The 24,273-nt window shown below is 70.3% G+C and carries 22 protein-coding genes; 7 read left to right on the forward strand and 15 right to left on the reverse strand.

Going from position 1 to position 24,273, the window contains the following annotated elements:
• Window positions 1-17: 17 nt before the first annotated feature.
• Window positions 18-1,244: a hypothetical protein gene (locus ACIDOCELLA78_RS000000106190; protein ID WP_201728848.1), complete on the reverse strand. Its 1,227-nt coding sequence runs from the start codon at window positions 1,242-1,244 to the stop codon at window positions 18-20.
• Between the two features lie 11 nt (window positions 1,245-1,255).
• Window positions 1,256-2,410 carry a M20 aminoacylase family protein gene (locus ACIDOCELLA78_RS000000106195; RefSeq protein ID WP_201728849.1) on the reverse strand — a complete coding sequence of 385 codons (1,155 nt, stop codon included), beginning with the start codon at window positions 2,408-2,410 and terminating at the stop codon, window positions 1,256-1,258.
• A gap of 276 nt (window positions 2,411-2,686) precedes the next feature.
• On the opposite strand from ACIDOCELLA78_RS000000106195, the gene ACIDOCELLA78_RS000000106200 reads away from it, so the two are divergent.
• Both ACIDOCELLA78_RS000000106200 and panB read left to right on the forward strand, forming a co-directional pair.
• Window positions 2,687-3,175 (forward strand): carbonic anhydrase, encoded by a 489-nt coding sequence (locus ACIDOCELLA78_RS000000106200; protein ID WP_249675906.1) that lies wholly within the window; start codon window positions 2,687-2,689, stop codon window positions 3,173-3,175.
• A gap of 165 nt (window positions 3,176-3,340) precedes the next feature.
• Window positions 3,341-4,147, forward strand: coding sequence for a 3-methyl-2-oxobutanoate hydroxymethyltransferase (panB, locus tag ACIDOCELLA78_RS000000106205; RefSeq protein WP_201728850.1), 807 nt, complete (start codon window positions 3,341-3,343; stop codon window positions 4,145-4,147).
• 94 nt (window positions 4,148-4,241) lie between these two features.
• Here the strand turns inward: panB and ACIDOCELLA78_RS000000106210 are convergent, their stop codons facing one another.
• From ACIDOCELLA78_RS000000106210 to ACIDOCELLA78_RS000000106270, 13 genes are all read right to left on the reverse strand, one after another.
• Window positions 4,242-4,382: a hypothetical protein gene (locus ACIDOCELLA78_RS000000106210; protein ID WP_201728851.1), complete on the reverse strand. Its 141-nt coding sequence runs from the start codon at window positions 4,380-4,382 to the stop codon at window positions 4,242-4,244.
• 99 nt (window positions 4,383-4,481) lie between these two features.
• Window positions 4,482-5,096 carry a 30S ribosomal protein S4 gene (rpsD, locus tag ACIDOCELLA78_RS000000106215; RefSeq protein WP_007423933.1) on the reverse strand — a complete coding sequence of 205 codons (615 nt, stop codon included), beginning with the start codon at window positions 5,094-5,096 and terminating at the stop codon, window positions 4,482-4,484.
• Window positions 5,097-5,262: 166 nt separating this feature from the next.
• Window positions 5,263-6,789, reverse strand: a complete 1,527-nt coding sequence (locus tag ACIDOCELLA78_RS000000106220) for a Hint domain-containing protein (RefSeq protein WP_249675909.1) — start codon at window positions 6,787-6,789, stop codon at window positions 5,263-5,265.
• On the reverse strand, window positions 6,687-9,761 hold the full coding sequence (locus tag ACIDOCELLA78_RS000000106225) for a hypothetical protein (RefSeq protein WP_249675911.1): 3,075 nt from the start codon (window positions 9,759-9,761) through the stop codon (window positions 6,687-6,689). Before ACIDOCELLA78_RS000000106225 ends, ACIDOCELLA78_RS000000106220 begins: the two co-directional genes overlap by 103 nt.
• Before the next feature lie 63 nt (window positions 9,762-9,824).
• On the reverse strand, window positions 9,825-11,471 hold the full coding sequence (locus ACIDOCELLA78_RS000000106230; protein WP_201728852.1) for a class I adenylate-forming enzyme family protein: 1,647 nt from the start codon (window positions 11,469-11,471) through the stop codon (window positions 9,825-9,827).
• Between the two features lie 10 nt (window positions 11,472-11,481).
• Window positions 11,482-12,450: a cyclase family protein gene (locus ACIDOCELLA78_RS000000106235; RefSeq protein ID WP_201728853.1), complete on the reverse strand. Its 969-nt coding sequence runs from the start codon at window positions 12,448-12,450 to the stop codon at window positions 11,482-11,484.
• A 94-nt stretch (window positions 12,451-12,544) separates the two neighbouring features.
• The gene (gene hmpA, locus ACIDOCELLA78_RS000000106240) at window positions 12,545-13,774 is read right to left on the reverse strand and encodes an NO-inducible flavohemoprotein (RefSeq protein ID WP_201728854.1); all 1,230 of its coding nucleotides are present in this window, start codon (window positions 13,772-13,774) and stop codon (window positions 12,545-12,547) included.
• 192 nt (window positions 13,775-13,966) lie between these two features.
• Window positions 13,967-15,127 carry a rod shape-determining protein RodA gene (gene rodA, locus ACIDOCELLA78_RS000000106245; protein ID WP_201728855.1) on the reverse strand — a complete coding sequence of 387 codons (1,161 nt, stop codon included), beginning with the start codon at window positions 15,125-15,127 and terminating at the stop codon, window positions 13,967-13,969.
• Window positions 15,124-17,007, reverse strand: coding sequence for a penicillin-binding protein 2 (gene mrdA, locus ACIDOCELLA78_RS000000106250; RefSeq protein WP_201728856.1), 1,884 nt, complete (start codon window positions 17,005-17,007; stop codon window positions 15,124-15,126). Before mrdA ends, rodA begins: the two co-directional genes overlap by 4 nt.
• 6 nt (window positions 17,008-17,013) lie before the next feature.
• Window positions 17,014-17,538, reverse strand: coding sequence for a rod shape-determining protein MreD (locus ACIDOCELLA78_RS000000106255; RefSeq protein WP_249675914.1), 525 nt, complete (start codon window positions 17,536-17,538; stop codon window positions 17,014-17,016).
• A 22-nt stretch (window positions 17,539-17,560) separates the two neighbouring features.
• Window positions 17,561-18,418 (reverse strand): rod shape-determining protein MreC, encoded by an 858-nt coding sequence (gene mreC, locus ACIDOCELLA78_RS000000106260; protein WP_201728858.1) that lies wholly within the window; start codon window positions 18,416-18,418, stop codon window positions 17,561-17,563.
• 80 nt (window positions 18,419-18,498) lie between these two features.
• Window positions 18,499-18,912: a phage holin family protein gene (locus ACIDOCELLA78_RS000000106265; protein ID WP_201728859.1), complete on the reverse strand. Its 414-nt coding sequence runs from the start codon at window positions 18,910-18,912 to the stop codon at window positions 18,499-18,501.
• Between the two features lie 30 nt (window positions 18,913-18,942).
• A complete protein-coding gene (locus ACIDOCELLA78_RS000000106270) occupies window positions 18,943-19,356 on the reverse strand; it encodes a DUF883 family protein (protein WP_201728860.1) in 414 nt (137 codons plus the stop codon).
• 166 nt (window positions 19,357-19,522) lie between these two features.
• Here ACIDOCELLA78_RS000000106270 and ACIDOCELLA78_RS000000106275 point away from each other — a divergent pair, with 166 nt between their 5' ends.
• Genes ACIDOCELLA78_RS000000106275 through ACIDOCELLA78_RS000000106295 form a run of 5 tightly spaced genes read left to right on the forward strand, consistent with a single transcriptional unit; the run spans window position 19,523 to window position 24,237 of the window.
• Complete coding sequence (locus ACIDOCELLA78_RS000000106275) at window positions 19,523-20,467, forward strand: LysR substrate-binding domain-containing protein (RefSeq protein WP_201728861.1); 945 nt, start codon at window positions 19,523-19,525, stop codon at window positions 20,465-20,467.
• Complete coding sequence (locus ACIDOCELLA78_RS000000106280; RefSeq protein ID WP_201728862.1) at window positions 20,464-21,183, forward strand: lysophospholipid acyltransferase family protein; 720 nt, start codon at window positions 20,464-20,466, stop codon at window positions 21,181-21,183. The genes ACIDOCELLA78_RS000000106275 and ACIDOCELLA78_RS000000106280 overlap by 4 nt, the downstream gene beginning before the upstream one ends.
• Window positions 21,168-22,406 (forward strand): 3-deoxy-D-manno-octulosonic acid transferase, encoded by a 1,239-nt coding sequence (locus tag ACIDOCELLA78_RS000000106285; RefSeq protein WP_201728863.1) that lies wholly within the window; start codon window positions 21,168-21,170, stop codon window positions 22,404-22,406. Before ACIDOCELLA78_RS000000106280 ends, ACIDOCELLA78_RS000000106285 begins: the two co-directional genes overlap by 16 nt.
• Window positions 22,406-23,353, forward strand: coding sequence for a tetraacyldisaccharide 4'-kinase (gene lpxK / locus ACIDOCELLA78_RS000000106290; protein ID WP_201728864.1), 948 nt, complete (start codon window positions 22,406-22,408; stop codon window positions 23,351-23,353). The genes ACIDOCELLA78_RS000000106285 and lpxK overlap by 1 nt, the downstream gene beginning before the upstream one ends.
• Window positions 23,350-24,237 carry a lysophospholipid acyltransferase family protein gene (locus ACIDOCELLA78_RS000000106295; protein WP_201728865.1) on the forward strand — a complete coding sequence of 296 codons (888 nt, stop codon included), beginning with the start codon at window positions 23,350-23,352 and terminating at the stop codon, window positions 24,235-24,237. The genes lpxK and ACIDOCELLA78_RS000000106295 overlap by 4 nt, the downstream gene beginning before the upstream one ends.
• Window positions 24,238-24,273 lie beyond the last annotated feature (36 nt).

Consider the following 24,273-nt stretch of genomic DNA (forward strand, 5'->3'; position numbering starts at 1 on the left):
GGAAGGCCCGTCGCCGTTCAGAGCAACGCCGGATCGTGGAGTTCGAGCCACCCGCCCTGCCCGTTCCCCTCGGCCACCGTCGCCTCGAAAACAATCTCCAGCTCGCCGAAAAACACCGGCAGGTCGAACCGCCAGATCACGCTTTCGCCCGGCCTGATCTCGCGCGCGGCGCGATGGATCGTGCGGCCCGTGTCCGCGGCGGCGAACCCGATCGCAAGCCGGGTCGGTGCGACCGGCGCGGGCAGCAGCCGCAACCCCGCCTCGAACCCTGAAGCGCCGGCGGCGAAGCAGCGCAGCGCAAGCCGCACCGCCTCCCCGCCGGCAGGCGGGGCGAGGCAGAACCCGGTCTCTCCGGCCGGTCGCCAACCCTGCGCCGGCATGGTGCAGGCGATGGTCTCGCCGGCAAGGTCGAACACCTTCTGGCGGCGCGACGAGGCGCGCGGCCCGGCAGCGGCGCGATCGAAGGTAACATGACGCGGCGCCCTCCCAGCCCGCCAGGCCGGCGGCGCCAGACGGTCGGCCAGCGCGATCTCCGCCCCCGCAGCCCCAACCCTGACCATGATCCGTCTGAAGGCGGACAGATCGCCGTCGATCGCGGGGTTGGCGAGGTCGGGGCAAACCGCCGGGTCGATCACCAGCAGGTCGGCATCCTGCCAGCCGAAATGCCGCAACACCTGGCCGAGGCCGAGTGTCGCGATCTCGCCGTTCGGATCCGCCACCAGCAGCTCGCCGCCGGTCGCGGGATCGGTAAAGACCGAAAGGCGGGTGCCAGCGACGCCGACGGGATTGTGGACGGTGGCAATGCGTCGCCACGGCAGCGTGTTGAGCGCGTGCAGCCGGGCGCGGTCCGGCACCGGCTCGACGCTGACCAGCCCGGCATCCGGATAGGATGCGGCAAGTGCCACCGCGAGATAGGCATCGCCGATCACCATGATCCGGTGCGGCAAAAATGGCAGATCGAGCCCGCCGCCCGCCTCCCGCACCGCCGCGATGGCAGCCGCCGCATCGCCGCTGCCCGCGCGGATCCACAGCGGATAGGCAAGGCTGGGCAAGGCGACACTCACCAGCCCGATCCGCCCGGCCACCGCCGCGCCCACAAGACCAGCGGCGTCCTCCGCCACCGGGCGGCGGTCCGCGGCGGCCGCCGCGCCGGCATTGCCCTCGCCCGCGGCAAGCCGGCGGGCGATATCGCGCCGCATCGCCGCGGTGAGCGCAACCGGCGGGCGGGGCTGAAACTCTTCCATCGCCGTCCCGTTCAGCCGGCCAGCGCCGCTTTCGCCACGCCCGCGAGATAGCCGGCGGCAACCGGCAGGATCGCGTCGTTGAAATCGTAGTTCTGATTGTGCAGGAACGCGCCCTGGTCGGCAGGGCCATTGCCGATCCAGGCATAGGCGCCGGGAATGTCCTGCAGGAACCAGCCGAAATCCTCGCTCGCCATGGTCGGCGGCAGGCCGGCGAGAACCGGCATCCCACGCTCCTGCGCCACGCGCCGGCCCATTGCCGCCTCGTCCTTGTGGTTGATGGTCGCGGCGAGCCGTCGCTCGAAGGTCACCTCGCCGCGGCACCCCATCGCGGCGGCGGTGTGCCCGACGATCTCGCGAATTCGCGCGGCGACGCTGTCGAACACCTCGGGCAGCAGGGCGCGCACCGTGCCGCGCAGCGTCACCGTGTCGGGCACCTGGTTGTCGGCCTCGGCCCCCCGCAGCCCGCAGATCGACACCACCGCGGCGTCGAGCGGATTGACGCTGCGCGCGACGACCGATTGCAACGCGACGATGATCTGCGCCGCGCAGACCACCGGATCGGCGGTCAGATGCGGCATGGCCGCATGGCCGGCATGGCCGTGGATGGTGATGCCAAGGCGCTCGCCCTGCGCCATCATCGGCCCGTCATGGATCATGATCGCGCCAGCTTCCAGGCCAGGCCAGTTGTGATAGCCGAAGATGCGCTCCATCGGGAACCGGCGGAACAGCCCGTCCTCCATCATCGCCAGCGCGCCGCCGAAGCCTTCCTCGGCGGGCTGGAACACGAAATGCACGGTGCCCGACCAGTCCGGGTCGTCGCGCAGCAGCATCGCCGCGCCGAGCAGCGAGGTGGTATGCCCGTCATGCCCGCAGGCATGCATCACGCCGGGGGTTTTCGAGGCATAGGGCAGGCCCGTCGCCTCGGTGATCGGCAGCGCATCCATGTCCGCCCGCAGGCCGACGCTGCGGTTGCCGCCGCGCCGCAGCGTGGCGACGACGCCATGCCCGCCGATCCCCGCCTCGAATGGAATCCCGAGCTCGCTGAGCCGTTCGCAGACGAACGCCGCGGTATTCTGCTCCTGCAACGAGAGTTCGGGGTGCTGGTGCAGGTAGCGGCGCCATTCGGTCAGTTGCGGGGCAAGACGCTCGGCATGGGTATCGGGCATGGATCACCTGTGAAGCTTGCGTGGCAGAGTATGCGCCGCCGCCGCATCGCGGCAAGGGGTGGCGTCGCCTCAGGCCAGGCGGTTCACGGAATGAGACAAGGTTTGCCGCATCGCGGCATGGGTGTTAATCGACAGAGGAGACGGCGTCCCGCGCCTTCAATTCGTGGGTGAATCCCAGGGACGGGCAGGCCGCCGCGACGCCGAGTTTTCAGAGTGTCCATCCTGAGCGTGAAACCCGGTGGTTTTCAGCTTCGGGACACTGGATAAGGAGCCGAGATGGATGAGCTGCTGGCCGGATATCGGCGGTTCCGCAACGGACGCTGGCCGTCGCAGCGGGAAACCCTGGAGGCGCTGGCGCGCGACGGGCAGAAGCCGCATACGCTCGCCATCGGCTGCTGCGATTCCCGGGTGACCCCGGAGATGATCTTCGACTGCGCGCCCGGCGATGTCTTCACCGTGCGCAACATCGCCAATCTCGTGCCCCCTTACGCGCCGGACACCGCCAATCACGGCACCTCGGCGGCGCTCGAATTCGCCGTGCGGGTGCTGCGGGTTCGGCGCATCGCGGTGATCGGCCATTCCTCCTGCGGCGGCATCGCGGCGCTGCTGCACGAGCCGCCGCCCGAGGCGCGCGATTTCGTGGCGAACTGGGTGCGGATCGCCGAGCCGGCCCGCAAGCGCGCCGCCCGCTTCGCCGACGATCCGGTCGAGGCGCCCGCCGCGCCGAGATCGAGAGCGTGCGGGTCTCGCTCGAAAACCTCATGACCTTCCCTGGATCGCCGAGGCGCACGAAGCCGGCCAACTCGGCGTCTATGGCTTCTATTTCGACGTGTCGAGCGGTACGTTGCGCGAGGTGACGGCGGATGGCGAGCGGCTGATTGCCGAAGCCTCGTGACGCGCGGGCAGGTCCCGGCACAGAAAGGCAGGACGATGGAAACGGCAGATCGCAAGGCCGACCGGAAATCGATCGGATCATGGGAACGCGCGAAGCGCAACGGCGAGCGCCGCGCCCTGATCACCGCCTATGACTATCCCTTCGCGAAGCTCGCCGAGGCCGCCGGGATCGACGGCATCCTGATCGGTGATTCCCTCGGCATGACGGTCCAGGGCGAGCGCGACACGCTGCGGGTCACGCTGGAGCAGATGGTCTATCACACCGGCATGGTCGCGCGCGGCGCGCCCTCCTGCCTGATCATGGCCGACCTGCCTTTCGGCAGTTTCGAGACCGGCCCAACCCAGGCCTTCGCCAGCGCCGCCCAGCTGCTCAAGGCGGGCGCCGACATCATCAAGCTCGAAGGCGGTGCGGCGATGGTCGAGACCGTCGGGTTCCTGTCCGCCCGCGCCGTGCCGGTCTGCGCGCATATCGGCCTGACGCCGCAGCATGTCCGCCAGCTCGGCGGCTTCCGCAAGCAGGGCAAGACCGAGGACGCGGCGGCGCGGATGATTGAGGAGGCCGGCGCGCTCGCCGAGGCCGGCGCGCGGATGGTGCTGATGGAGGCAATCCCGGCCGGGCTCGGCGCCGAAATCACCAAACGCGTCCGCGTGCCCACCATCGGCATCGGCGCCGGCAACGGGACCGACGCGCAGATCCTTGTGATGCACGACGTTCTGGGCCTGACCGGCGGCTATGTGCCCGGCTTCGCCAAGGTCTATGTCGATGGCGCCCGGGTGGTCCGCGAGGCGATCGGCGCCTACGCCGAAGAGGTCCGCGCCGGCGCCTTCCCGCCTGCCGAATAGGGCCTTAGCCGCCCGTCCGCGCCGCAGCGCTCAGCCGCCCTCCGCGCCACGGCGCTCAGCCACCCGTCCCGCGCCACGGCGCGGTGGCGGGCGGTCAGCGCCCCTGCTGCGGAATGGCGATGGTCGCCCGGCCCGGCCCGGCCGATCCGCCCGATCCGAAAATCCCGCAGCCGGAGAGCGTTCCCGCCAAGGCCAGCGCGAGAGCCAGGCCGATGATGCGCTTCGTCGTGTTCATGTCGCCTCTCCTTGGCCAAAAACAAACGGCGGACCGAAACGAAACGGGGCCCATACCCGATCCGGATATAGGCCCCATGACGTCGAACCGGAAGCAGGCTCAGCGCGAGTAGAACTCGACGACCAGGTTCGGTTCCATCTGCACGGGATAGGGAACGTCGGCCAGCTTCGGCGCGCGGGCGAAGGTGCCCTTCATCGCGCGGTGATCGACCTCGATATATTCAGGAACGTCGCGCTCGGCGCTCTGCACCGAGTCGAGCACCATGGCGAGCTGCTTCGACTTCTCGCGCACCTCGACGACATCGCCGTCACGCACCTGATACGACGAGATGTTGACGCGGCGGCCATTGACCAGAACGTGGCCGTGGCTGACGAACTGACGCGCGGCGAACGGGGTGATCGCGAACTTCATGCGATAGACCACCGCATCGAGCCGGCGCTCGAGCAGCTCGATCAGATTCTCCGAGGTGTCGCCCCGGCGGCGCACCGCCTCCTCGTAATACTTGTAGAACTGCTTCTCGCTGATATTGCCGTAATAGCCGCGAAGCTTCTGCTTCGCCATCAGCTGCACGCCGAAATCGGACGGCTTCTTGCGGCGCTGGCCGTGCTGGCCGGGGCCGTATTCGCGCTTGTTGATCGGGGATTTCGGCCGCCCCCAGAGATTGACGCCGAGGCGGCGGTTGATCTTGTACTTGCTCTCGGTACGCTTGGTCATGCGTGCCGCACTCCTTCTTGTTGACGCGGACATGCCGCTGATGTTGCACCGGTAGGTTCTGCCGCGCATGCGCGACAGAACGGGCGCGCACCCCGCAGGTGCGTCCACGTTCCCGGCCGTGACGGTGCGCTTATTGACATCGCGGTCTCTTGTCAAATCCGCCGCGTCAGAGCGCGAGCATCGCCGGGTTCCGCACCCAGCGCGGCACGCTGCCCACAAGATCGAGGGTGATCCGGCGCGCCGGGCGGGCGAACACCAGCTCGGCGGTCCCGCCACTCCACATGCCGCGATCCCCCTCGTCCGGGCTGTACCAGCCTGCGCCGTGCCAGGCTGGCAAGCGCACGCCGTTGGCAACAACCCCTCCCGTGCAAATGCCGAGGCAGCGGCGATCCTCGGATGCCGGGTCAGTATAGGCGGGCGGCGTCGCGCGGGCACGCAGCACCAGCCGCGAAACCGGCGCCGGCAGGCTGAAATCGAGACGCCCGCGCCGCCGCCGCGGCTGGATCGGCGGCGCATCGCCGGCCAGCGCGTCCACCTCGGCGCCATGCACGATCTGATATCCGAGCGCGATGGCACGGCTGTGCAGCTTCGCCCGAACCGAGCGCAACGCCGCGCCGGAGGTGACGACCGGGCAGCAGGACGCCACCGACGCCCCCGGCGCGCCGAGCGCCATCGCGAACCTGTCGCGGTTGCCGTCGTCGCGATAGGTCTCGCACGGCAGGTTATCCGCCCGGATCACCGCGTGGCGGGCGAGTTCCACATGGTAATAGGTCACGGCGAACCGGGCGCAATCCCGCCGCACGGTTGCGCCGTTCACCAGCAGCATCGCCGGCACCAGCACACCTTCCGCGAAAACGGCGTGCAAGGGTGAAAGCGTCACCTGGCGGGTTGGCGTGAGGGGAGCGAAAGCGCCCGGCGTGATGACGACCGGGTGCAGCAATGCGGCCGCCTCGTCGCGCGAGAGATCGATCGTCCGCCAGCCGATCCAGACAATCGGCTCCGTCGCGCCGCTCTCGGTCACCAGCCGCTGGCTGGGCCGCAGCGTCTCGACCGGCCGGTATCCGTCCGGCGTCAGCAGCCTCGTGCCGCGGGCAAAGCAGGGCATGGCGCCGCCAACCGTGACATAGGTGCCGCCAACCCCGTCCGCCCCGATCGCGATCGCCGCCTGCGCCGCCGCCTCCGCAAGGCCGAATCCGCCCTGCCCGCCGACCGTGAGCGTGCCGCTCGCATCGCTGACCAGCGATGGCGCGACGCCGATCAGGTCGATCGCGTCGCCGGCCGCCATGTTCACTACCGGATCGGTCATCGCCGCGACATCGCCGAGCGCAAGAATACCGTTTGCGCCGGCGAAGGCGATGCTGCCGCCGGCGGCCGGCCCCACCAGATCAAGTGCTGCGCCGGCGCCGATCATAGCGCCGCCGGCCAGCGTGCCGCCCACCACCAGCGTGCCGCCGGACGCCGCCAGCACGCCGCCGACATCGACGGGAACGAGGCCGGCCGGGCCGGCCGCGCCGATCAACCCATGCCCGGTGAGCGTGGCACCGGCGGCAAGGCTGATCGCCGAGGCACGCAGCGCGCCCTCCGCCAGGGTCAGCGTCGCGCCCGCGGCAAGCGTCGCGGCGCCGGCCAGCGCGATTGTGCCGCCCGCGAGCGTGGCCGAAGCCGAATCGAGCAGGGAGCCCGCGTCGAGCACGCCGCCCACCGTGAGCACCGCGCCGCCCCCAGCACCAGCCCGCCGCCGAGCGATGCCGAAGCGAGCCCGCCGATCGCCAGTGTCCCGCCGGTGAGATCGAGCCCGGCAGTGCCGGATAGCCGGCTGGAATCCGCAAGCCGCAGGGTGCCCGCGGTGATCGTGGCAGGGCCGAGGGCAAGGCTGCCTTCGCCCCCGAGCCCGACCGTGCCGCCCGCCAGCGTGAACGTGCCGAAATCGAGCGCGGCCGTGCCCAGCGCCGTGACCGCGCCGAAACCATCGATCGTCGCCGCGCCGAAAGCAGCCGTCCCCGTCAGGTCGAAGGTGCCGGCGGCGCCGCCCCCCAGCACCAGCGCCGCGGCGGCGATGCTGCCGGTGACATCGAGCCAGCCGGACGCCGCACCGCCGGCGACCACGATCGTTCCCGCGGCTTCGAGAGACCCGGCGATGCCGAGCGTGCCCGCCCCCGCCGCATCGCCGACCGCCACATCGCCGCCAAGCGAAACCACCGCGCCGGCATCGAACAGCGCCAATCCGCCCGCGCCGATATCGAGAGCCGTTCCGGTGCCCGGCAGATCGATCGTGCCGGTGAAATCATACGCACCGCCGACCGAGGCGCTGCCTGCAACCCCGGGGCCCACCACGAGAAGCGGGGCGCCGGCATGGCTGGCAAACACCGCCACATCGCCATTGGCCGGCGGCACGCCCCCCCGCCAGGACGAACCGGCATTGAACAGACTGCCACCGGCGCCGGAGAAATCGAGCGTGCCGGCATTGGCAATGGCGACGCCGATCGCCGCACTCAGCCCGGCAAGTCCGGTGCCGCCGGTGAAGTTCAGCACATCGCCGGTGCCGCCGCCGGACGCGGTATAGGCGAGTGCAGCAAGTTCAGCGTTCATCGCAAGCGCGTTCGCCGCACTCAGCACCAGCGAGCCCGAAGCCGTCCCGCCGCCGCTGGCGATCTGCCCATGAACGGCGCTGACGGTGAGTTGCAGCCCGGCCGAACCATTGCCGGGCACCAGCAGGCCAAGGCCGATCAGCGGCGTGGCGACGCCGCTCACCGCCTCGATCGAGGCGCCGGCGGCCGGCACGTCGTTCAGCGTCAGCGCGGCCGTGGCGGCGCGCAGCCCGATCACCGGATCCCCGGCGCGGTCCGTCTCCACCACCGGCGCCACCCCGGCGGGGATCGCGGCATGGATGGTGACGATCTCGCTCTGCGCGGTGTTGCCGGCGACGAGGCCCGCGACCTCGAACCCGGTGGTCGAGACGTTGAGCACCGACAGGCTGGTGAGACTGGGCAGGACGATCCGGTCGCCGGGGACGAAGCCGGCCAGGGTGGCGGCGAAATCGGCCGGGCTGTCGAGCACCAGGACCCCGCCCTGCTCGCCGAGCGTGCTGGCATAGGCGGTGGCGTCCTGCGCCGTGCTGGCCCCCGGCGCGAAGCTGATCGTGGCGTCGGCGCCGACAGTGACGGGCGTGGCGTTGAACACGCCATAGAGCGGCGAGACCGTGCCCAGCTCCAGCACGCCGCCCGGCGCGATCGCGAGATCGACCCCGCCGCCGATGCTGCCGGCGGCGATGGCGAGCGGCGTCGGGCCGGGGGCAAGAATGGTGCCGGGCCCGACAATGGTTTCCGGTTCGCTGAAATTGCCCGCCACCAGCAGCCCCGCCCCTTCGAGCGTGCTGCCGGCGGCGAGGGAGATGGCGTCGAACCCGGTGGCGAGCGACGCGGCGTCGGCTTGCAGCGTGCCGGCGAAATCCACCACGCCGCCGGACGCGAGATCGAGCGCGCCGGCCAGCGTGCCGCCGCCCGGCAGCAACGCCGTTCCCGACGCCGAGAGCCCGCCGGCCGCGAGCGCGCCGAAGGCGACGAGCGCGCCATCCGCGCCGATCGTGATCCCGGCGGCATCGAGCGTGCCGGAGGCGCCGACCACCAGCGTCGCGGCATCGAGCACAAGCCCGCCGGCGATCGACAGCGCGCCATCGATGGCGACCGCGGCAGCGCTGCCGAACGTCGCCGTGGCGACGCCGAATGCGCCGTCGAGCCCGACCGATGCGCCGGGTGCCACATCCAGCGCCGGGCCGAGCCCCTCGCCGCCGATCACCGCGCCGGTGCCGATCGTCACATCCGTGCCCACGCCCGGCACCACCCCGCCGGACCAGTCCGCCGCGCTCTGCCAGTTCCCGGCGCCGCCGGCCCAGCTCGCACTCCCGCCGGCGACCGCGCCGGTGACGGCGATGCTCAGGCCGCCATTGGTCACCGCATCGGGCAGCACGCCGCCGGACTGGCGGAGCACGTATTCGAGCGTGCCCGCTGCCGTGGCGGCGAAGCGCACCGCGTCGAGCGCGCTGGTGAGGCCGGCGAGATCGCTCGCCGCAGCGCTCAGCACCAGCGTCCCGGTGCCATTGCCGGCAACGCCGATCGCCGCAACTGACGCGGTATCGAGCAGGAACGCACCCGTATCGGCGATCAGGCTGACGGTGAGGGTCTCGCCGCCGAGGCCGAACCCGGCGAGCAGGGCCGCGGGATCATCGGCGATGGCAAGGCCGAGCGTCTGCCCGACCCCGGCGGCAAGGGTGAGTGCGGCGGGCGGCGCCACGAAGGCGGGCGGCGAGTCCGGAAATACCCGCACCGCCACGGTGGAGGACAGCGTCGTCCCGCCGCTCGCCGCGGTGATGGCGATGGTCCCGGTGCTGGCCGCCGTGGCGCTGATCGCGAGGCTGGCCAGCGCCGCGTTCACCTGCGTCGCGCTGCCGCCGATGGTGATCGCGCCGCCGCCGGAAGACACGGTCGCCCCGCCGGCGGCACTCGCGGAAAATCCGTAAGCGCCCGAGAGGGTCACGCTCGCCACCGCCCCGGCGGCAAGTCCGGCGAGCGCGAATCCGCCGGGCGGCACGCCCGCGAGAGACGACGTCGTCAGCCCCTCGATCAGCCCAATCGCGTCCGGCCCGACAAGTTCGAATGAAGCCGACATGCCGCCCCCATGCGTGAGGGCGGCATGATATTATTCTACCTAAAGTAGTTCAACCCAATCGTTCTACCCGCGCAACTCCCGCCGCAGGATCTTGCCCGTCACGGTCTTGGGCAGATCGTCGATGATCTCGACCGCGCGGGGATATTTATAGGCGGCCATCCGCTCCTTGCAGAAGGCGATGATCTCGTCCTGCGTCACGTTCGCGCCCGGTCGCAGGCTGATCACGGCCTTCACCGTCTCGCCGCGATAGGCGTCGGCCACACCCACCACCGCCGCCTCGCGCACCGCGGGATGGGTATAGAGCACGTCCTCCACCTCGCGCGGCCAGACCTTGTAGCCGGCGGCGTTGATCATGTCCTTCTTGCGGTCGACCAGATAAAACCAGCCATCCTTGTCCATGAACCCGACATCGCCGGTATGAAACCGGCCATTGCGGATCGCCTCGGCGGTCTTGTCCGGCTTGTTCCAGTACCCCGGCACGATCATCGGCCCCTGGCTGACGATCTCGCCGACCTCGCCCACCGGCAGTTCCCGCCCCTCATCGTCGCAGATCCAGGAGATGGTGTTGTAGGCCGGCACCCCGATCGACAGCGCGCCCGAGGCAGGATCGACCGGCGCCTCGCGCGACAGCGGCACGACATGCGTGGGCGAGTTGGTTTCGGTCAGCCCATAGCCGTTATGGATGTAGTGTCCGAACGTCTCGCGGAAGGCGGTGACCACGCTGGGCGGAATCGGCGCGCCGCCGGAATAGATCTTGGTCATCGAGGCGAGCTTGGCGGGGGCCGCGTTCTGGTGGTTCATCATCGCGATGAAGGCGGTGATGGCGCCGATAGTAAAGGCCGCCTTGTGTTCCTCGATCGCGTCCAGCATCACCCCCGGCTCGAAGCGATAGGCGAGGATCAGCGGGGATGCGGTGATGAAGGCGGCGGCGATATGGCCGATCAGCCCGGTGATGTGGAACAGCGGCGCGATGCCGAGGATCGGCTCGCCCTCCCCCAGCCCGATCCAGTCGCGATAGGTCTGGGCGTTGAAGGTGACGTTGCCATGCGTGTTCATCGCCCCCTTGGGCACGCCGGTCGTCCCCGAGGTGTAGACGAGGAAGGCGATGTCGCCCGGCTTGTAGGCGGGGGTGGGCGGCAGCGCCCCGCCCGCCGCGATCGCCGCCTCGAAATCGACCGTTCCAGAACAGGCCTGGCGCTGCATCCCCGCGAACAGGCGAGGATCGTTGCGGGTCTGGAAGGCGAGCGCCGAGGTGGTCAGCACGATCTGCGGCCGCAACCCCGGCTCCAGCGCGCCCACCGTCTCCTCGCAGGTCGTGTCATGGCAGACGACCGCCTTCGGCGTGCAGTCGGCGAACAGGATGCCAATCTCCCGCGCCCGGTTCATCGGGTTGACCGCCACTGCGATGCCCCCCGCCTTCCAGGCGCCAAGAATCGCGATGACGAATTGCGGCACGTTCTGCAGATAGACCGCCAGCCGGTCGCCCGCGCCGAAGCCGTGCGCCGCGAGATAGCCGGCCAGACCGTCGCTCTGCCGGTCGAGTTCGGCATAGGTCATCCGGCCGTCGAAATAGAGAATGGCCGGCGCTTGCGGCGCGCGCGCCACGGCGGCGCGGAACATCGCCAGCGCATCGGTGAAATCGGGCACGATCTCGCCAGTCTGGCCCGCGTCGTAGAGCGCGAGCCAGGGTTTCTCGTCGTAGATGCTCATCCAGGCGTCCTTACTTGATCACGACGGGGTTCACCGGCGCGCCGGTGCCGTTGACCACCTTGAGCGGGGCTGCGGTGTAGAGGAAGGTCCACTGCCCGTCCTTCGCGCAATCCTCGGCGAGGTCATCGAGGGCAGCGATCTCGGTGAAGGTGACGCCGAGATTGCGCATCAGCGCGTTGTGCAGCGGCAGGACCACGCCGGAGACCGGGTCGGCGGTGATCTCGTTAGCGATCGTGTCGGTGACGAGATTGGGGATCTCCATCTCGTGGAACCACTTCACCAGCTCCTTCGAATAGGTCAGGCCCGGCTCCATGAAATCCTTGTAGAATTCGTCCTTCTCGCGCTTGTAGTAGGAGCCGATCCAGCCGGTGCGGATGATCAGGATGTCGTGCTTCTCGATCTTCGCGCCCTGTTTCTCGGCCGCCGCCATCAGGTCCTCATGGGAGAAGGTCTCGGCGCGTTCCAGCCAGGGCTTGCCGCGATGGCGGGCCATGTCGATCAGGATGCCGCGCCCGACGATGCCGCGCTCGGCGATCGGCAGCACGCTGGCCTTGGTCATGCCGCCCGCCGTGGTGCGCGCGTCATAGCCGTTGTAGAGCGTGTCGTCGCACCAGACATGGCCGAGCGCGTCATACTGCGTCGAACCCTGCAGATACATGAACAGCACGTCGTCGGCATATTCGGCATGGCCGGGAAACACCGGGCCCTTGCCGCACATGTAATGGCCCTTGTCCATCACGTTGATCCGCACCGGGTCCTTGCGGCCGGGCCAGACCGGATCGCCCTTCGGGTGGCACATCTGGATCTGCAGGGTGAAGGTCTTGCCCTGCTTCACGGATTGAACGCCGCGCAGCACCTCCTCGCTGGTGAGAAAGTTCAGGCCGCCGACCTCGTCGTCCGGCCCCCAGCGCCCCCAGTTCTTCGGATCGTCCTTCAGCAGTTCGGTGACGGGAATCTCGGCGCGCAGTGATCCGGCCATCTTCGTTTCCTCCATGATGGGGCGGATCGTTGCCGCCCGGGCGCATCCTGCAACGCGCATCCGGGCGGCACAAGAGGCAGCGAGACTGCCCGGCTCAGGCTGTTTCCGTCTGGAACACCGCGGCCGGATGTTCGTCCGCCGGGCCGAAGAACTCGAAGCGCAGCCGCTCTTCCGGCACGCCCAGCCCGGCGAGCCCGCCGATCACCGCGCGCATGAAGGGCTTCGGTCCGCAGACGTGAAAGACCGTGTCCGCCGGCACATGCGCGTGCAGGAAGGCGGCGGTGACGAGGCCCTCGTGGTCATAATCAATGCCCGGCCGGTCCTCTTGCATGGGCTCGGCGTAAAATGTCGCGGTGGAAACGCCCGGCGCCCGCGCCTCCAGCGCGCGGACATGCTCGCGCATCGCATGGACACGGCCGTTCAGCGCGCCATGCACCCAGAAGGTCGGCCGCGCGGGCGATGTCGCCGCGATGGTCTCAAGCATGCTGATCATCGGCGTGAGGCCAACGCCGCCGCTGACCAGGGCGACCGGCGAAGCCGACGCGGCATCGAGGAAAAAATCCCCCGCCGGTGCCGCCACCCGCAGCATGGTGCCAGGCCGCGCATGGTCGTGCAGCCAGTTGGAAATCCGCCCCATCTCCTCGCGCTTGACGGTGATGCGATAGGTGCGGTCGTTCGGCGCGCAGGAGATCGAATAATTGCGCCGCTGCGCGCCGATGCCCGGCACGTCGAAGGCGAAGCCGAGATACTGGCCCGGGCGGTGCCGCAGCACGGGCCCGCCATCATCCGGCACCAGGGTGAAGGAGCGGATGACGCTGCTCTCTTCCACGACATCCTCGACCACGAAATCCCGCCAGCCGTTCCAGCCGCCGGGTGCGGCGGCGAGATCGCGGTAGATCGTGGCCTCGCGGCCGATCAGCAGCTCGGCGAGAAACCAGTACGCCTCGCCCCAGGCGGCGAGGATCTCGTCGGTCGCGGCATCGCCCAGCACATCGCCGATGGCCGCCAACAGCGCGGTCGCCACATGCGGATAATGCTCGGGCAGGATGTTCAGCGCGACATGCTTCTGCGCGATCCGCTCGACCGCGCCGGCCAGCGGCGCAAGATCGTCGATATGTCGCGCATAGGCCAGCACAGCGCCGGCCAGCGCCTTCGGCTGCGCGCCCGCGCCATCCTGGTGCGACTGGTTGAACAGCTCGGCGATCGCCGGATTGCGGAACATCCGTTCATACATCCGGCGGGTGATGGCCAGCCCGTGCCGTTCAAGCGCGGGCACCGTGGCCTTGATGAGAGCGATGGTCTGGTCGGAAAGTGGAGCGGGCATGGGCAATCTCTTCCTGCGGCCTGGGGCGGACCCCGAATAAAACATGTATTTGATATGAATGTTTATACGCCTTAAAAGGTTCATTCAAAATACGTGTTTTGAGGATCACCCATGCGCCCGCGGGCCTCGACGTAAATCGAGCCCTTTCCGATTTCAGAGCATCATCCGATCCGGATGCGGCGCCCTGTCGGCCTACTGGCTGTCGGCAGCCTCGAACTCGACGTCGCGGTGAACATGCACCGACATCAGCACCCCGAATCCCAGCATCACGGCGGTGAGCGCCGAGCCGCCATAGGAAACCAGCGGCAGCGGCACGCCGCCCACCGGAATAAGCCCCATCACCATGGCGAGATTGACGAAGCAATACAGAAACAGGTTCGTCGAGATCCCGATGGCGACGAGCCGGCCGAACTGGTGGCGGCAGCGCAGCGCCGTATAGGTCGCCATCGCCACCATCGACAGCAGGATGGAGAGCAGCACCGCCGATCCGGCGAAGCCGAATTCCTCGGCGATGATGGTGAAGACGAAATCGGTCTGCTTCTCGGGCAGGAAGTTGAGCTGGTTCTGCGAGCCGTGCAGATAGCCCTGCCCCCACATCCCGCCCGAGCCGAGCGCGATCTTCGACTGGATGATGTTGTAGCCCGCGCCGAGCGGATCGCGCCCCGGATGCAGGAAGGTCAGGATCCGCTCCTTCTGGTAGCCATGCAGATGGTGATAGGCGAACGGCGCGATCACCGCGACGAGCGCGAGCACGATCGCGAATTTCCACCATCGCACCCCGGCGCCGAACATCACTGCGCCGCCGATGCTCATGGTGATGACGGCGGTGCCGAGATTGGGCTCCTTCAGGATCAGCGCGGCCGGCAGCAGGATGGTCAGCGCCGGCGGAACCAGGAAAAGCGGATTGCCGACCTGCTCGTGGCTGGCGCGCTGAAACCAGGCGCCGAGCGCGAGCGCGAGAAACAGCTTCATCAGCTCCGAGGGTTGCAGGTGCACGCCGCCGACATCGAGCCAGCGCTTGGCACCGAGCCCGACATGCCCGAACTTCCAGACCGCGACCAGCAGCAGCAGCCCGAGCCCGTAAAGCGGCCAGGCCATTTTCGCGATCAGCCGGATATCGACCATCGCAATCGCGATCATCATGATCAGGGCCGCGAAGAAGCGCTCGATCTGCGGCGTGGCATAGGGTTGCCCATGGCCGCCCGCGGCCGAGTAGAGCGCCGCGTAGCCGATGCCCGCCACAGCGCAGCAGGCGAGCACGAACAGCCAGTTCATCCGCAGCAGCTTGGCCGGAATGCCGGTGCCGCGCTCGTAATAGGGCCGATAGGTCTTGTCGGTCAGCAATGGCGTCATGCCGGCCCGCTCCGGCCCGCGCTGGCCTCGGCCGGCGTCTCGACCACGGTGCCGGGCGGCGCTGCGCGCAGGTCGCGGGTCAGCGCCGCGGTGACGAGGTCATGCGCGATCGGAGCCGCCGCGGTCGCCCCCTCATCGCCATGCTCAACCGCGACCGCCACGGCCACGCGGGGCGCGTGCGCCGGGGCAAAGGCGATGAAGAAGGCGTTCGGCCGGAATTTCCAGGGCAGCGTTGCGTCGCTGAGATTGGCCTTTTCCTGCGCCTGGGTGTTGTCATGGACCTGTGCCGTGCCGGTCTTGCCCGCCATGAACACGCCCGGCAGCGCTAGCCGCGCGCCATAGGCGGTGCCCTTGGTCGTGTTCACCACCTCGAACATGCCCTGGCGCACCGCGGCAAGGCTGCGTTCGTCAAGGCCAAGCTCCGGCCAGCGGTCCGGCTGGTCCTGATGCAGAAGGTCCCGCCCGATTCCCCGCGCGACATGCGGCTCCACCGCCCGGCCGGTCGCGATTCGCGCGGTCATCGTCGCCAGCCCCAGCGGCGTCACCTGGGTGTAGCCCTGCCCGATGCCCTGGATCACGGTATTGCCCTTGGTCCAGACCAGCCGGCGCCGCCGCGCCCAGCCGGAGGTCGGCAGAAACCCCTCGGAGACCGCCGGCAGGCCGAGCGGCAGCCTGCCGATCAGCCCCAGCCGCCGGCCCATCGCCGCCATCCGGTCGATCCCGACCAGCAGGGCCGCATGATAGAAGAACACGTCGCAGCTCTGCTGCAGGGCGGTGACCACATTGATATGGCCGTGTCCGTAATGATCCCAGCAATAGAAGGTATGATTGCCGAGCTTGAGGTACCCCGGGCAGAAGAACCGGGTCTGCGGCGTGATCACGCCCGCCTCCAGCGCCGCCAGCGCGGTGCAGGGCTTGAACGTCGAGCCCGGCGCATAGAGCCCGCGCGTCGCCCGGTCGCTCATCGGGTGCCGCGGGTTGGACATCCACGATTTCCACACCGATTCCGGCACGCCGGTATCGAACAGCGTGGGATCGAACCCCGGCTCGCTCGACATCGTCAGCACTTCGCCATTCTGGGTGTCGATCATCACCGCGGCGCCCGACTGCCCGCTGAGCCGCTGCGCCGCGATCGATTGCAGGCCGGCATCGAGCGTCGTCTGCACCGTGCGGCCCTGCACGCCGTTGTCGCGGTCCAGCACGCGCACCACGGTGCCGTGGACGTTCACCTCGGTCTGCACGATCCCCGGCGTGCCGCGCAGCGCCGCGTCGCGCACCCGCTCGATGCCGGCGCGCCCCACCCGCATGCCCGGCAGGGCGAGCAGCGGATTGGCGGCGGCCTCGGCCTGGGTCGGCCTTGCGACATAGCCGACCACATGCGCCATCTGCTCGCCGAACGGATAGACCCGCGAAGCCCCGACATCGACGAACACGCCCGGCAGGTCGGTGGCATGCACCTCGATGCGCGCCATATCCCGCCAATCCAGATAATCTTTCAAAAGCAACGGAATATAGTGTGGTTTTCCCTTGAGATCGCGCATGATCCGGGCCGTCTCGGCGGGATCGAGGCCAACGATCCCGGCAAAGCGCGTCACCACCGCCGCAGGGTCCGGCGCCTCGACCATCATGAACATCGCCCGCCAGTGTCGCTTGTTGCTGGCGAGCAGCGTGCCGTAGCGGTCGGTGATCAGCCCCCGCATCGGCGCGACGAGACGCTCGTTGATCGAATTGTGCTTCGCCAATGTCGCGTATTTGCCGTGTTCGAGCACCTGCATGCGATACAGGCGGGAGCCGAGCACGCCGAACGCGCCAAGCTCGGCCGCGCCCAGCAGCAGGGCGCGCCGGGTGAAGATCGGCCGGATCTCGCGTTCGCGCTTCATCGCCGCTCAGGCCTGTTCCGGCGCGGCCGGGCCGGCATGGGCGCGCGCCAGCGGCACGACCACGAGCGGATAGATCAGCACGCTGAGGGTGAATTCCAGAACGGTCGGCATCAGCGGCAACGCGGTGAATGACAGCAGCATCCGGGCCAACCACTCCAGGGACACCACCGCCAGCACGCAGCCGGAAAACGCCAGCCAGACCAGCATGAAACCCTGCCTCAGCAGAACCCGCCGCGACATGCCGGCAATCGCCTGTTCGAGCAGCAGCAGCACCGACCAGATGCCGAGCGGCACATCGCCCAGCAGGCCGAGCAGCACCCCGATCAGGGCGACGACCGGCGCGGGCAGCGCCGCTGGACGGTAAATCGTCCAGAAAAACACCGAGGACATCACGAACCCCGCCCGCAAATCGGTTGCCGCCGGCAGCAGGCCGGGCAGCGCCAGCAGAACCATGACCACCACGATCACCGCGGTCGGCAGCATCGCCCTAGCCGTGCGGTCGAGTGCGCGCAGAATTTCCGCGACATCCATCATCCGCGGGCAACCCGCCGCCTCACGCCGCCCCCGGCGCGTGCGCGCCCGCCGTCTTGCCGCCGGCATCGGCGGCGCCGTATTCGAAAATCCGCAGCACCCGCAGGCTGTCGAGCTGGGCGAAGGGCAGCACCACGGGGTCGTTGCGCCCCACATAATGCACGATGCCGATCGGCAGCCCGTTCGGAAACACCCCGCCGACGCTGCTGGTCAACACGATCGCTCCCTCGCGCGGGGGGGAGCCGGGTGCCCAGTAGAGCAGTCGCGGCGCGCCGGTATTCTGCCCGATCATCATCGCCCGCGCGCCGCCCGGCCCGATCGCCACCGGCACCTTGCTGTTCAGGTCGGTGATCAGCAGCACCCGCGCCGAACGCGATCCCACCTCGATCACGCGGCCAACTACCCCGGCCCCGTCCATCGCCACGGCATCGTGCACATCGCCCGGATCGCGCGGCAGGGTCACGAGCACCGAGCGGGAATACAACCCGCCGAGATCGGCGATGACCCGGGCGGTGAAAAACGACGGCGTGGGCGTCGGCACATAATGAAGCTGCGATTTCAGCGCCTCGTTCTGCGCCTCGAGCGCGAGCGCGACCGCGCGCCACCGCCGCAACGCGCGGTTCTGCCGCGCCAGTTCGGAATAGCCGGCGCGAAGATGCAACCATGAGCCCAACGCCCCGCGGTCGCTCTCCAGGGCCGCCACCGGCGCGATCGCGGCGCGATAGAGCGGCGCCAGCGCGTCGTCCACCTGGGTGCGCAGGAAATCGCCAAGGTGCCGGTCGGCCCGGCCGGCCAGAACCAGGGCCAGTGACGCCAGCAGCATCACGGGAAGGGTTAGCCGGGCAAGCGCGGCTCGCACGGGCATGGACAGCCGCAGCATGCGGCAAGCTCCGTTAATGGATGTTTATGGTGCGGCCGTCTTACGCCAAACCGCACCCGAGTCCAAGCCACCGCCCTGGGTTACGGCGGCGCGGCGTCATCCGGTTCGCGGTCCTGCAGATATTCGGCCAGCGCACCCAGCACCAGCCCCGCCAGCACCATCTTCGCCGGATCGCGCCGGAGCAGCGCGAGCGCCACGGCCAGCCCCTCCCGCAACACCCCGGCGCGCGCCGCCTCGGCCACCGGGCGCCGCCGGTGGCGCCAGCGATAGGTGCCCACCGCATGGAGCGCCGCCGCGACGAGGATCAGCCCGCCGCCGAGCGCCAGCGCCGCATGCACGGGCCCGATCGCCGCACCCAGCGCTTCCGCCGCGGCGGCGAGCAGAAGGCCGAGTCCCGCCAGCAGCAGGGCCAGCGCAACAGCCGCAAGCCCGATCCTCGCCCCCAGCCGCCGCAGGGTCACGCCATCGAACAGCTCGACGAGAACGCGCAGCACCTCAGCGTCCCGCCGGACCCGGCCCGGCGCTCACGGCGCCCGGCGCCGGCGGAACAGATGCGCGGCGACGAAGCCGAGCCCGGCCGCCATCGCCAGCGCCGCCAGCGGTTTCTCGCGCACCGTATCCTCGATCCGCCCGGCGACAGCGCCGCCCTGCTCGCGCAAGGCGCGGCTCAGCGTCTCGATATCGCGCTCGATGCCGGCGAGCCGCCCATCGAGCGCGGCGCGCAACTCGGCAAGCGCCCGCATCCCGGCCTGCGTGCCCGCCGCGGCACGGCCATCGGCCCCGGCCTCGCCCACAATCTCACCGCCAGTCTCACCGCCTGTCTCGCTGGCCAGCCCGGCCAGCCGCGCGCGCAGCGACTCGAATTCGTGCTGGAACCGGTCGAACTCGCCGCCCAGCCGATCCGCGGCCTCACGCCCTTTTGCCGTCCAGTCCGTCATCCGGGCCTCCTTTCGCGTCTCGCTGCCGTCACGGGCGAAAATCACCCGTTCATCATGGAATGGGGCTCGCCGCTTGCCGCTTCAAGCCACCGGCTTCCGCAGGCCGCAACATAGGATTTGACTATGACAGGGTTCTTCGGTCGGGAAAATCGATTAAACACAGGCCATGAATACCCCCGCCGCCGAACTGCCCCGCTCGCTTGCCGGCCTCTCGCTGCGGGATCTGGAATATGCCCAGGCCGTCGCCGAGCTGCGGCATTTCGGCCAGGCGGCGGAGCGCTGCGGCGTCTCCCAGCCGGCGCTCTCCGAACAGATTCGCAAGCTCGAGGCGATTCTCGGCGTCACCCTGTTCGAACGCGCGCGGCGGCGGGTCACGCTCACCCCGGCGGGCACCGCCCTGCTGGCGCAGATCGAGCGGGTGATGGCCGAAGCCCGCCATCTCCTCACGCTCTCGCACGAGCAGCCGGAGGGTCTGGCCGGCACGGTCGGCCTCGGCGCGATCGAGACGCTCGGCCCCTATTATCTGCCCGCCCTGCTGCGGCTGCTGCGCGCGGTCCGGCCGGACGTCTCGTTGCGCCTCACCGAGGGGCGGACGGCGCGCCTGCTCGAACGGCTGGCCGATGGCACGCTCGACATGGTGCTGCTCGCGGCCCCGGTGCCGCGCGGCCGTTTCGGCGCCGCGCCGCTATTCTTCGAACCGTTCCAGCTTGCCGCCCCGCCCGGCCACGCGCTGGCCGGCCTCCGCCGGCTGATGCTCGACGACCTGCCGACCCAGGACCTGCTCCTCCTCGAAGAGGGCCACTGCCTGCGCGACCATGCGCTCTCCCTGTGCGATGCGAAGCCGGTCACCCGGCACGCCACCAGCCTGGAGACACTCTGGCAGATGATCGCCGCCGGCGAGGGCTACTCGCTGCTGCCCGAACTCGCGGTGGTGGCGCGGCCCGAACTGCGCGATCTCGTCGTCTGCCGCCGGCTGGACGACACGACAGCCGGGCGGACCATCGTGCTCGCCTGGCGCGCCTCCGACCCGCGCGAGGCGGCATTCCGCGACCTCGCCACGCTGCTCGCCAAGAACCGGCCGCCCTGCACCCATGCCCCGGCGCCCGGATGACGCCGCCCCCGGCAGGTGCTACCGCCACCGCGATGTTGAGCGCCCTGAAATCCCGCACCCAGTCCCCCGCGATCCAGGCCCGGATCGGCGAAGCGATCGGCGCCGTCCTTGCCTTCGGGCTGCGGACGACACGCTGGCGGATCGATGCGGACTCTCTCCTCGCCACGGTCGGCGCCGGCGCCCCGGCGATCGTCGCCTTCTGGCACGAATGCCTGCCCACGATGCCCGCCGCGGTGCGCCCCCTGCGCCGCCCGGACGACGCGCCGACGATCCACGTGCTCGCCAGCCGCCACCGCGACGGCCAACTGGTGGTCAACGCGCTGCGCCGCTTCGGACTCGAAGCCATCTCGGCCTCGTCCTCGCGCGGCGGCGCGGCGGGGCTGCTCGAACTGGCCCGCCTGGTGCGCGCCGGGCATCCCGTCGCGATCACGCCGGACGGACCGCGCGGCCCCAGGCGGCAAGCGGCGGCGGGCGTTGCCCAGCTCGCGGCGCTGACCGGCGTACCCGTCATTTGCGCCGGCGCGGCCACCAGCCGCGCCATCGGGCTCGACAGCTGGGACTCGATGCGCCTGCCCCTGCCCTTCGGCCGCGGCGCGCTGGTCGCCGCGGCGCCGATCGCCGTGCCCCGCGACGATTGGGCCACTTCACTGCCGCGGATCGAGGCCGAGATGAGCCGCACGCTGGACGAGGCGCTCGCGCGATGCCGCCGTCCCTGATCGCCTATCGCCTCGCCACCGCCGCCATCGCCCCATTGCTGCCGCTCTGGCTGGCGCGGCGGGTGCGGCGCGGCAAGGAAATCGCCGGCCGCCTGCCGGAGCGCTACGGCATCGCCGGGCTGGCACGGCCGCCGGGCCGCCTCGTCTGGGTCCATGCCGCCAGCATGGGCGAGACGATGTCCGCCCTCGGGTTGATCGACGCGCTGGCCGACACGGCAACCGTTTTGCTGACCACTGGCACCCGCACCGCGGCGGCCCTTGCCGAATCGCGGGCGCGGGCGCTGCACCAGTTCGTCCCGCTCGACGTCGCCGCCCATGCCGCGCGCTTCCTCGACCATTGGCGGCCGGACGCGGCGATCTTCCTCGAATCCGAGATCTGGCCGAACCTGCTCGCCGCGCTCGATGCGCGGCGCATCCCCCGCTTCCTGTTCAATGCCCGCCTGTCCGCCCGCAGCGCCGCGCGCTGGCGCCGCGCCCCCGGCCTCGCCCGCGCCCTGTTCGGCGGATTTCGCCTGATCGCCGCGCAATCGGCGCCAGATGCCGACGCCCTGCGCGGCCTCGGCCTCACCCGCGTCGAGACCTGGGGCAACCTGAAATTCGCCGCCCCCGACCTGCCGGACGATCCCGCCGCGCGCGCCGCACTCGCCGCCGCCGCAGCCGGCCCGTTCATCCTCGCCGCCAGCACCCATTCCGGCGAGGATGCGCCGGTCATCGCCGCGCACCGCAGGCTGCGCGAAACCCGCCCCGGCCTCGTCACCATCATCGCGCCGCGTCATCCCGAACGCGCCGCCGCGATCGCCGATCTCGCGGGTGATCTGCGAGTGGCCCGGCGCTCGCGCGGCGAGGCGCCGCCCGCCGGCGGGCTCTACATCGCCGACACGCTGGGCGAACTCGGCCTGTTCTACCGTCTCGCCGCCGTTTCCTTCATCGGCGGCTCGCTGGTCCCCGTCGGCGGCCACAACATGATCGAGGCGGCCCAGCTCGGCTGTCCCGTGCTCACCGGCCCGCATCTTGCGAATTTCGCCGAAGCCGCGGCAACGCTGCGCGCTTCCGGCGCCCTTGCCGATCTCGCCGGCCCGGACGACCTCGCCCCCGGCTTCGCCGCCCTGCTCGACGATCCCGCCCGCCGCGCCGCGATGGCCGCATCCGGCCGCACCGCCTGCGCCGGGCTCGCCGATCTGCCCGCCCGACTCGCCCATATCGTTCTTGACGAGGCCGCCTGATGCGCGCCCCCGCCTTCTGGACCACCGATGCCTTCCCCGCACCGCTCCTCGCCCCGCTCGGCGCGATCACCCGCGCGCTGACCGCCCGGCGCGTCGCCCGGCCGGGATTCCGCTGCGGCACGCGCGTCTTCTGCGCCGGCAATGCCGGGGTCGGCGGCGCCGGCAAGACCATCCTCGCCCGCCATCTGCTCGCCCGCCTCGCCGACCGGGGCGAGACGGTCTTCGCCCTCACCCGCGGGCATGGCGGGCGCCTCGCCGGGCCGCTGCGGGTCGATCCCGCCCGGCACGGCGCCGCCGATGTCGGCGACGAGGCGCTGCTCCTCGCCGCAACCGCGCCCACCATCCTCTCCCGCGACCGCGCGGCCGGCGCCGCCGCCGCGGTCGCTGCCGGCGCGACCGCCATCGTCATGGATGACGGTCTGCAAAACCCCGACCCGGTGAAAACCGCATCGTTCCTCGTTATCGATGGCGGCGCCGGTTTCGGCAACGGGCGGCTGCTGCCGGCCGGGCCGCTGCGCGAGCCGGTCGCCGCCGCCGCCGGCCGCTGCGCCGCCGCGGTGCTGATCGGCGCCGACCGCGCCGGCGCCCGCGCCGTCCTGCCGCAATCGCTGCCGGTGCTCACCGCAAGCCTCGTCACCGATGCCGGGAAGCTTGCCGGCACCCGCATCCTCGGATTCGCAGGTATCGGCCGGCCGCAGAAATTCTTCGAATCGCTGAGCGACGCCGGCGCCGTTCTGGCCGGCACGATGCCCTTCCCCGATCATCACGCCTATCGCCCGGCCGACCTCGCCCGGCTCGACGCCGAAGCGAAGCGCCACGACGCCCGCCTCGCCACCACCGCGAAGGACGCGGTGAAACTGCCGCCGGCGTTCCGCGCACGCTGCGCCGTGATCGAGGCGGGGCTTGCCTTCGACGACCCGGCCGCGCTTGATCGGTTCCTGACATGAGCCTCCTGCACCAGATCGAAACCACCGCCGCCCGCGCCTTCCTCGGCATCTTCCGCGCCCTCGGCCCGGTAGCGGCCAGCAACCTCGCCGGCGCTCTGGGGCGCGGCATCGGCCCGCTGATCCCGACCTCGCGCGTCGCCGATGAGAATCTCCGCCGCGCCATGCCCGAACTCGACGAGGCCGCGCGCCGCCGGATCATCCGCGAGGTCTGGGAAAGCCTGGCCCGCACCGCCGGCGAATTCCCGCATCTCGCGGCCCTGCGCGAAACCGAATCCGGCCCTGGCTACGAAATCATCGGCCGCGAGCATTGCCTGGCCCTCGCCGCGCAGGGCGGCCCGGCGCTCATCTTCACCGCGCATTTCGGCAACTGGGAGCTGATCCCGCCGGTCCTGCACCGGCTCGGGGTCAGGCTCGCCTTCTTCTACCGCGCCGCCGCCAACCCCGCGGTCGACCGCCTGATCCTCGACCTACGCGAGCAGGCCACCGGCGAGCCCGTCACCATGTTCGCTAAGGGCGCCGCCGGCGCGCGCGGCTCCTACGCCCATCTGGTGCGCGGCGGCATTCTCGGCATGCTGATGGACCAGAAACTGAACGACGGCATCGCCTCGCCCCTTTTCGGCATCGACGCGATGACGGCTCCAGCGCTGGCCGTCTTCGCCCGCAAGTTCCGCTGCCCGATCCTGCCGGTGCGCGCGGAACGCATCGGCCCCGCGCGCATCCGCATCGTCTTCGAGGCGCTGCACCGGATCGAGATCACCGACGACCGCGAGGCCGACATCGCCGCCGGCACCGCCTGGATGAACGCGACGATCGAGCGCTGGGTGCGCCAGCGGCCCGGCCAGTGGCTCTGGCTGCACCGGCGCTGGCCCAAGCCGGTGGCCTAACGCCCATCCGTCGGGTAAGGTGACCGGACAATAACA

The organism is Acidocella sp. C78, assembly GCF_907164655.1.

Coding starts and splice junctions, on each gene's coding strand:
- ACIDOCELLA78_RS000000106270 (WP_201728860.1), bottom strand. CDS start 19,356: ATGACGGACTGGACGGCAAAAGGGCGTGAGGCCGCGGATCGGCTGGGC.
- ACIDOCELLA78_RS000000106295 (WP_201728865.1), top strand. CDS start 23,350: ATGAGCCTCCTGCACCAGATCGAAACCACCGCCGCCCGCGCCTTCCTC.
- ACIDOCELLA78_RS000000106210 (WP_201728851.1), bottom strand. CDS start 4,382: ATGAACACGACGAAGCGCATCATCGGCCTGGCTCTCGCGCTGGCCTTG.
- ACIDOCELLA78_RS000000106275 (WP_201728861.1), top strand. CDS start 19,523: ATGAATACCCCCGCCGCCGAACTGCCCCGCTCGCTTGCCGGCCTCTCG.
- ACIDOCELLA78_RS000000106285 (WP_201728863.1), top strand. CDS start 21,168: ATGCCGCCGTCCCTGATCGCCTATCGCCTCGCCACCGCCGCCATCGCC.
- ACIDOCELLA78_RS000000106190 (WP_201728848.1), bottom strand. CDS start 1,244: ATGGAAGAGTTTCAGCCCCGCCCGCCGGTTGCGCTCACCGCGGCGATG.
- ACIDOCELLA78_RS000000106195 (WP_201728849.1), bottom strand. CDS start 2,410: ATGCCCGATACCCATGCCGAGCGTCTTGCCCCGCAACTGACCGAATGG.
- rpsD (WP_007423933.1), bottom strand. CDS start 5,096: ATGACCAAGCGTACCGAGAGCAAGTACAAGATCAACCGCCGCCTCGGC.
- panB (WP_201728850.1), top strand. CDS start 3,341: ATGGAAACGGCAGATCGCAAGGCCGACCGGAAATCGATCGGATCATGG.
- ACIDOCELLA78_RS000000106255 (WP_249675914.1), bottom strand. CDS start 17,538: ATGGATGTCGCGGAAATTCTGCGCGCACTCGACCGCACGGCTAGGGCG.
- hmpA (WP_201728854.1), bottom strand. CDS start 13,774: ATGCCCGCTCCACTTTCCGACCAGACCATCGCTCTCATCAAGGCCACG.
- ACIDOCELLA78_RS000000106200 (WP_249675906.1), top strand. CDS start 2,687: ATGGATGAGCTGCTGGCCGGATATCGGCGGTTCCGCAACGGACGCTGG.
- mrdA (WP_201728856.1), bottom strand. CDS start 17,007: ATGAAGCGCGAACGCGAGATCCGGCCGATCTTCACCCGGCGCGCCCTG.
- lpxK (WP_201728864.1), top strand. CDS start 22,406: ATGCGCGCCCCCGCCTTCTGGACCACCGATGCCTTCCCCGCACCGCTC.
- ACIDOCELLA78_RS000000106225 (WP_249675911.1), bottom strand. CDS start 9,761: ATGTCGGCTTCATTCGAACTTGTCGGGCCGGACGCGATTGGGCTGATC.
- rodA (WP_201728855.1), bottom strand. CDS start 15,127: ATGACGCCATTGCTGACCGACAAGACCTATCGGCCCTATTACGAGCGC.
- ACIDOCELLA78_RS000000106235 (WP_201728853.1), bottom strand. CDS start 12,450: ATGGCCGGATCACTGCGCGCCGAGATTCCCGTCACCGAACTGCTGAAG.
- ACIDOCELLA78_RS000000106280 (WP_201728862.1), top strand. CDS start 20,464: ATGACGCCGCCCCCGGCAGGTGCTACCGCCACCGCGATGTTGAGCGCC.
- mreC (WP_201728858.1), bottom strand. CDS start 18,418: ATGCTGCGGCTGTCCATGCCCGTGCGAGCCGCGCTTGCCCGGCTAACC.
- ACIDOCELLA78_RS000000106230 (WP_201728852.1), bottom strand. CDS start 11,471: ATGAGCATCTACGACGAGAAACCCTGGCTCGCGCTCTACGACGCGGGC.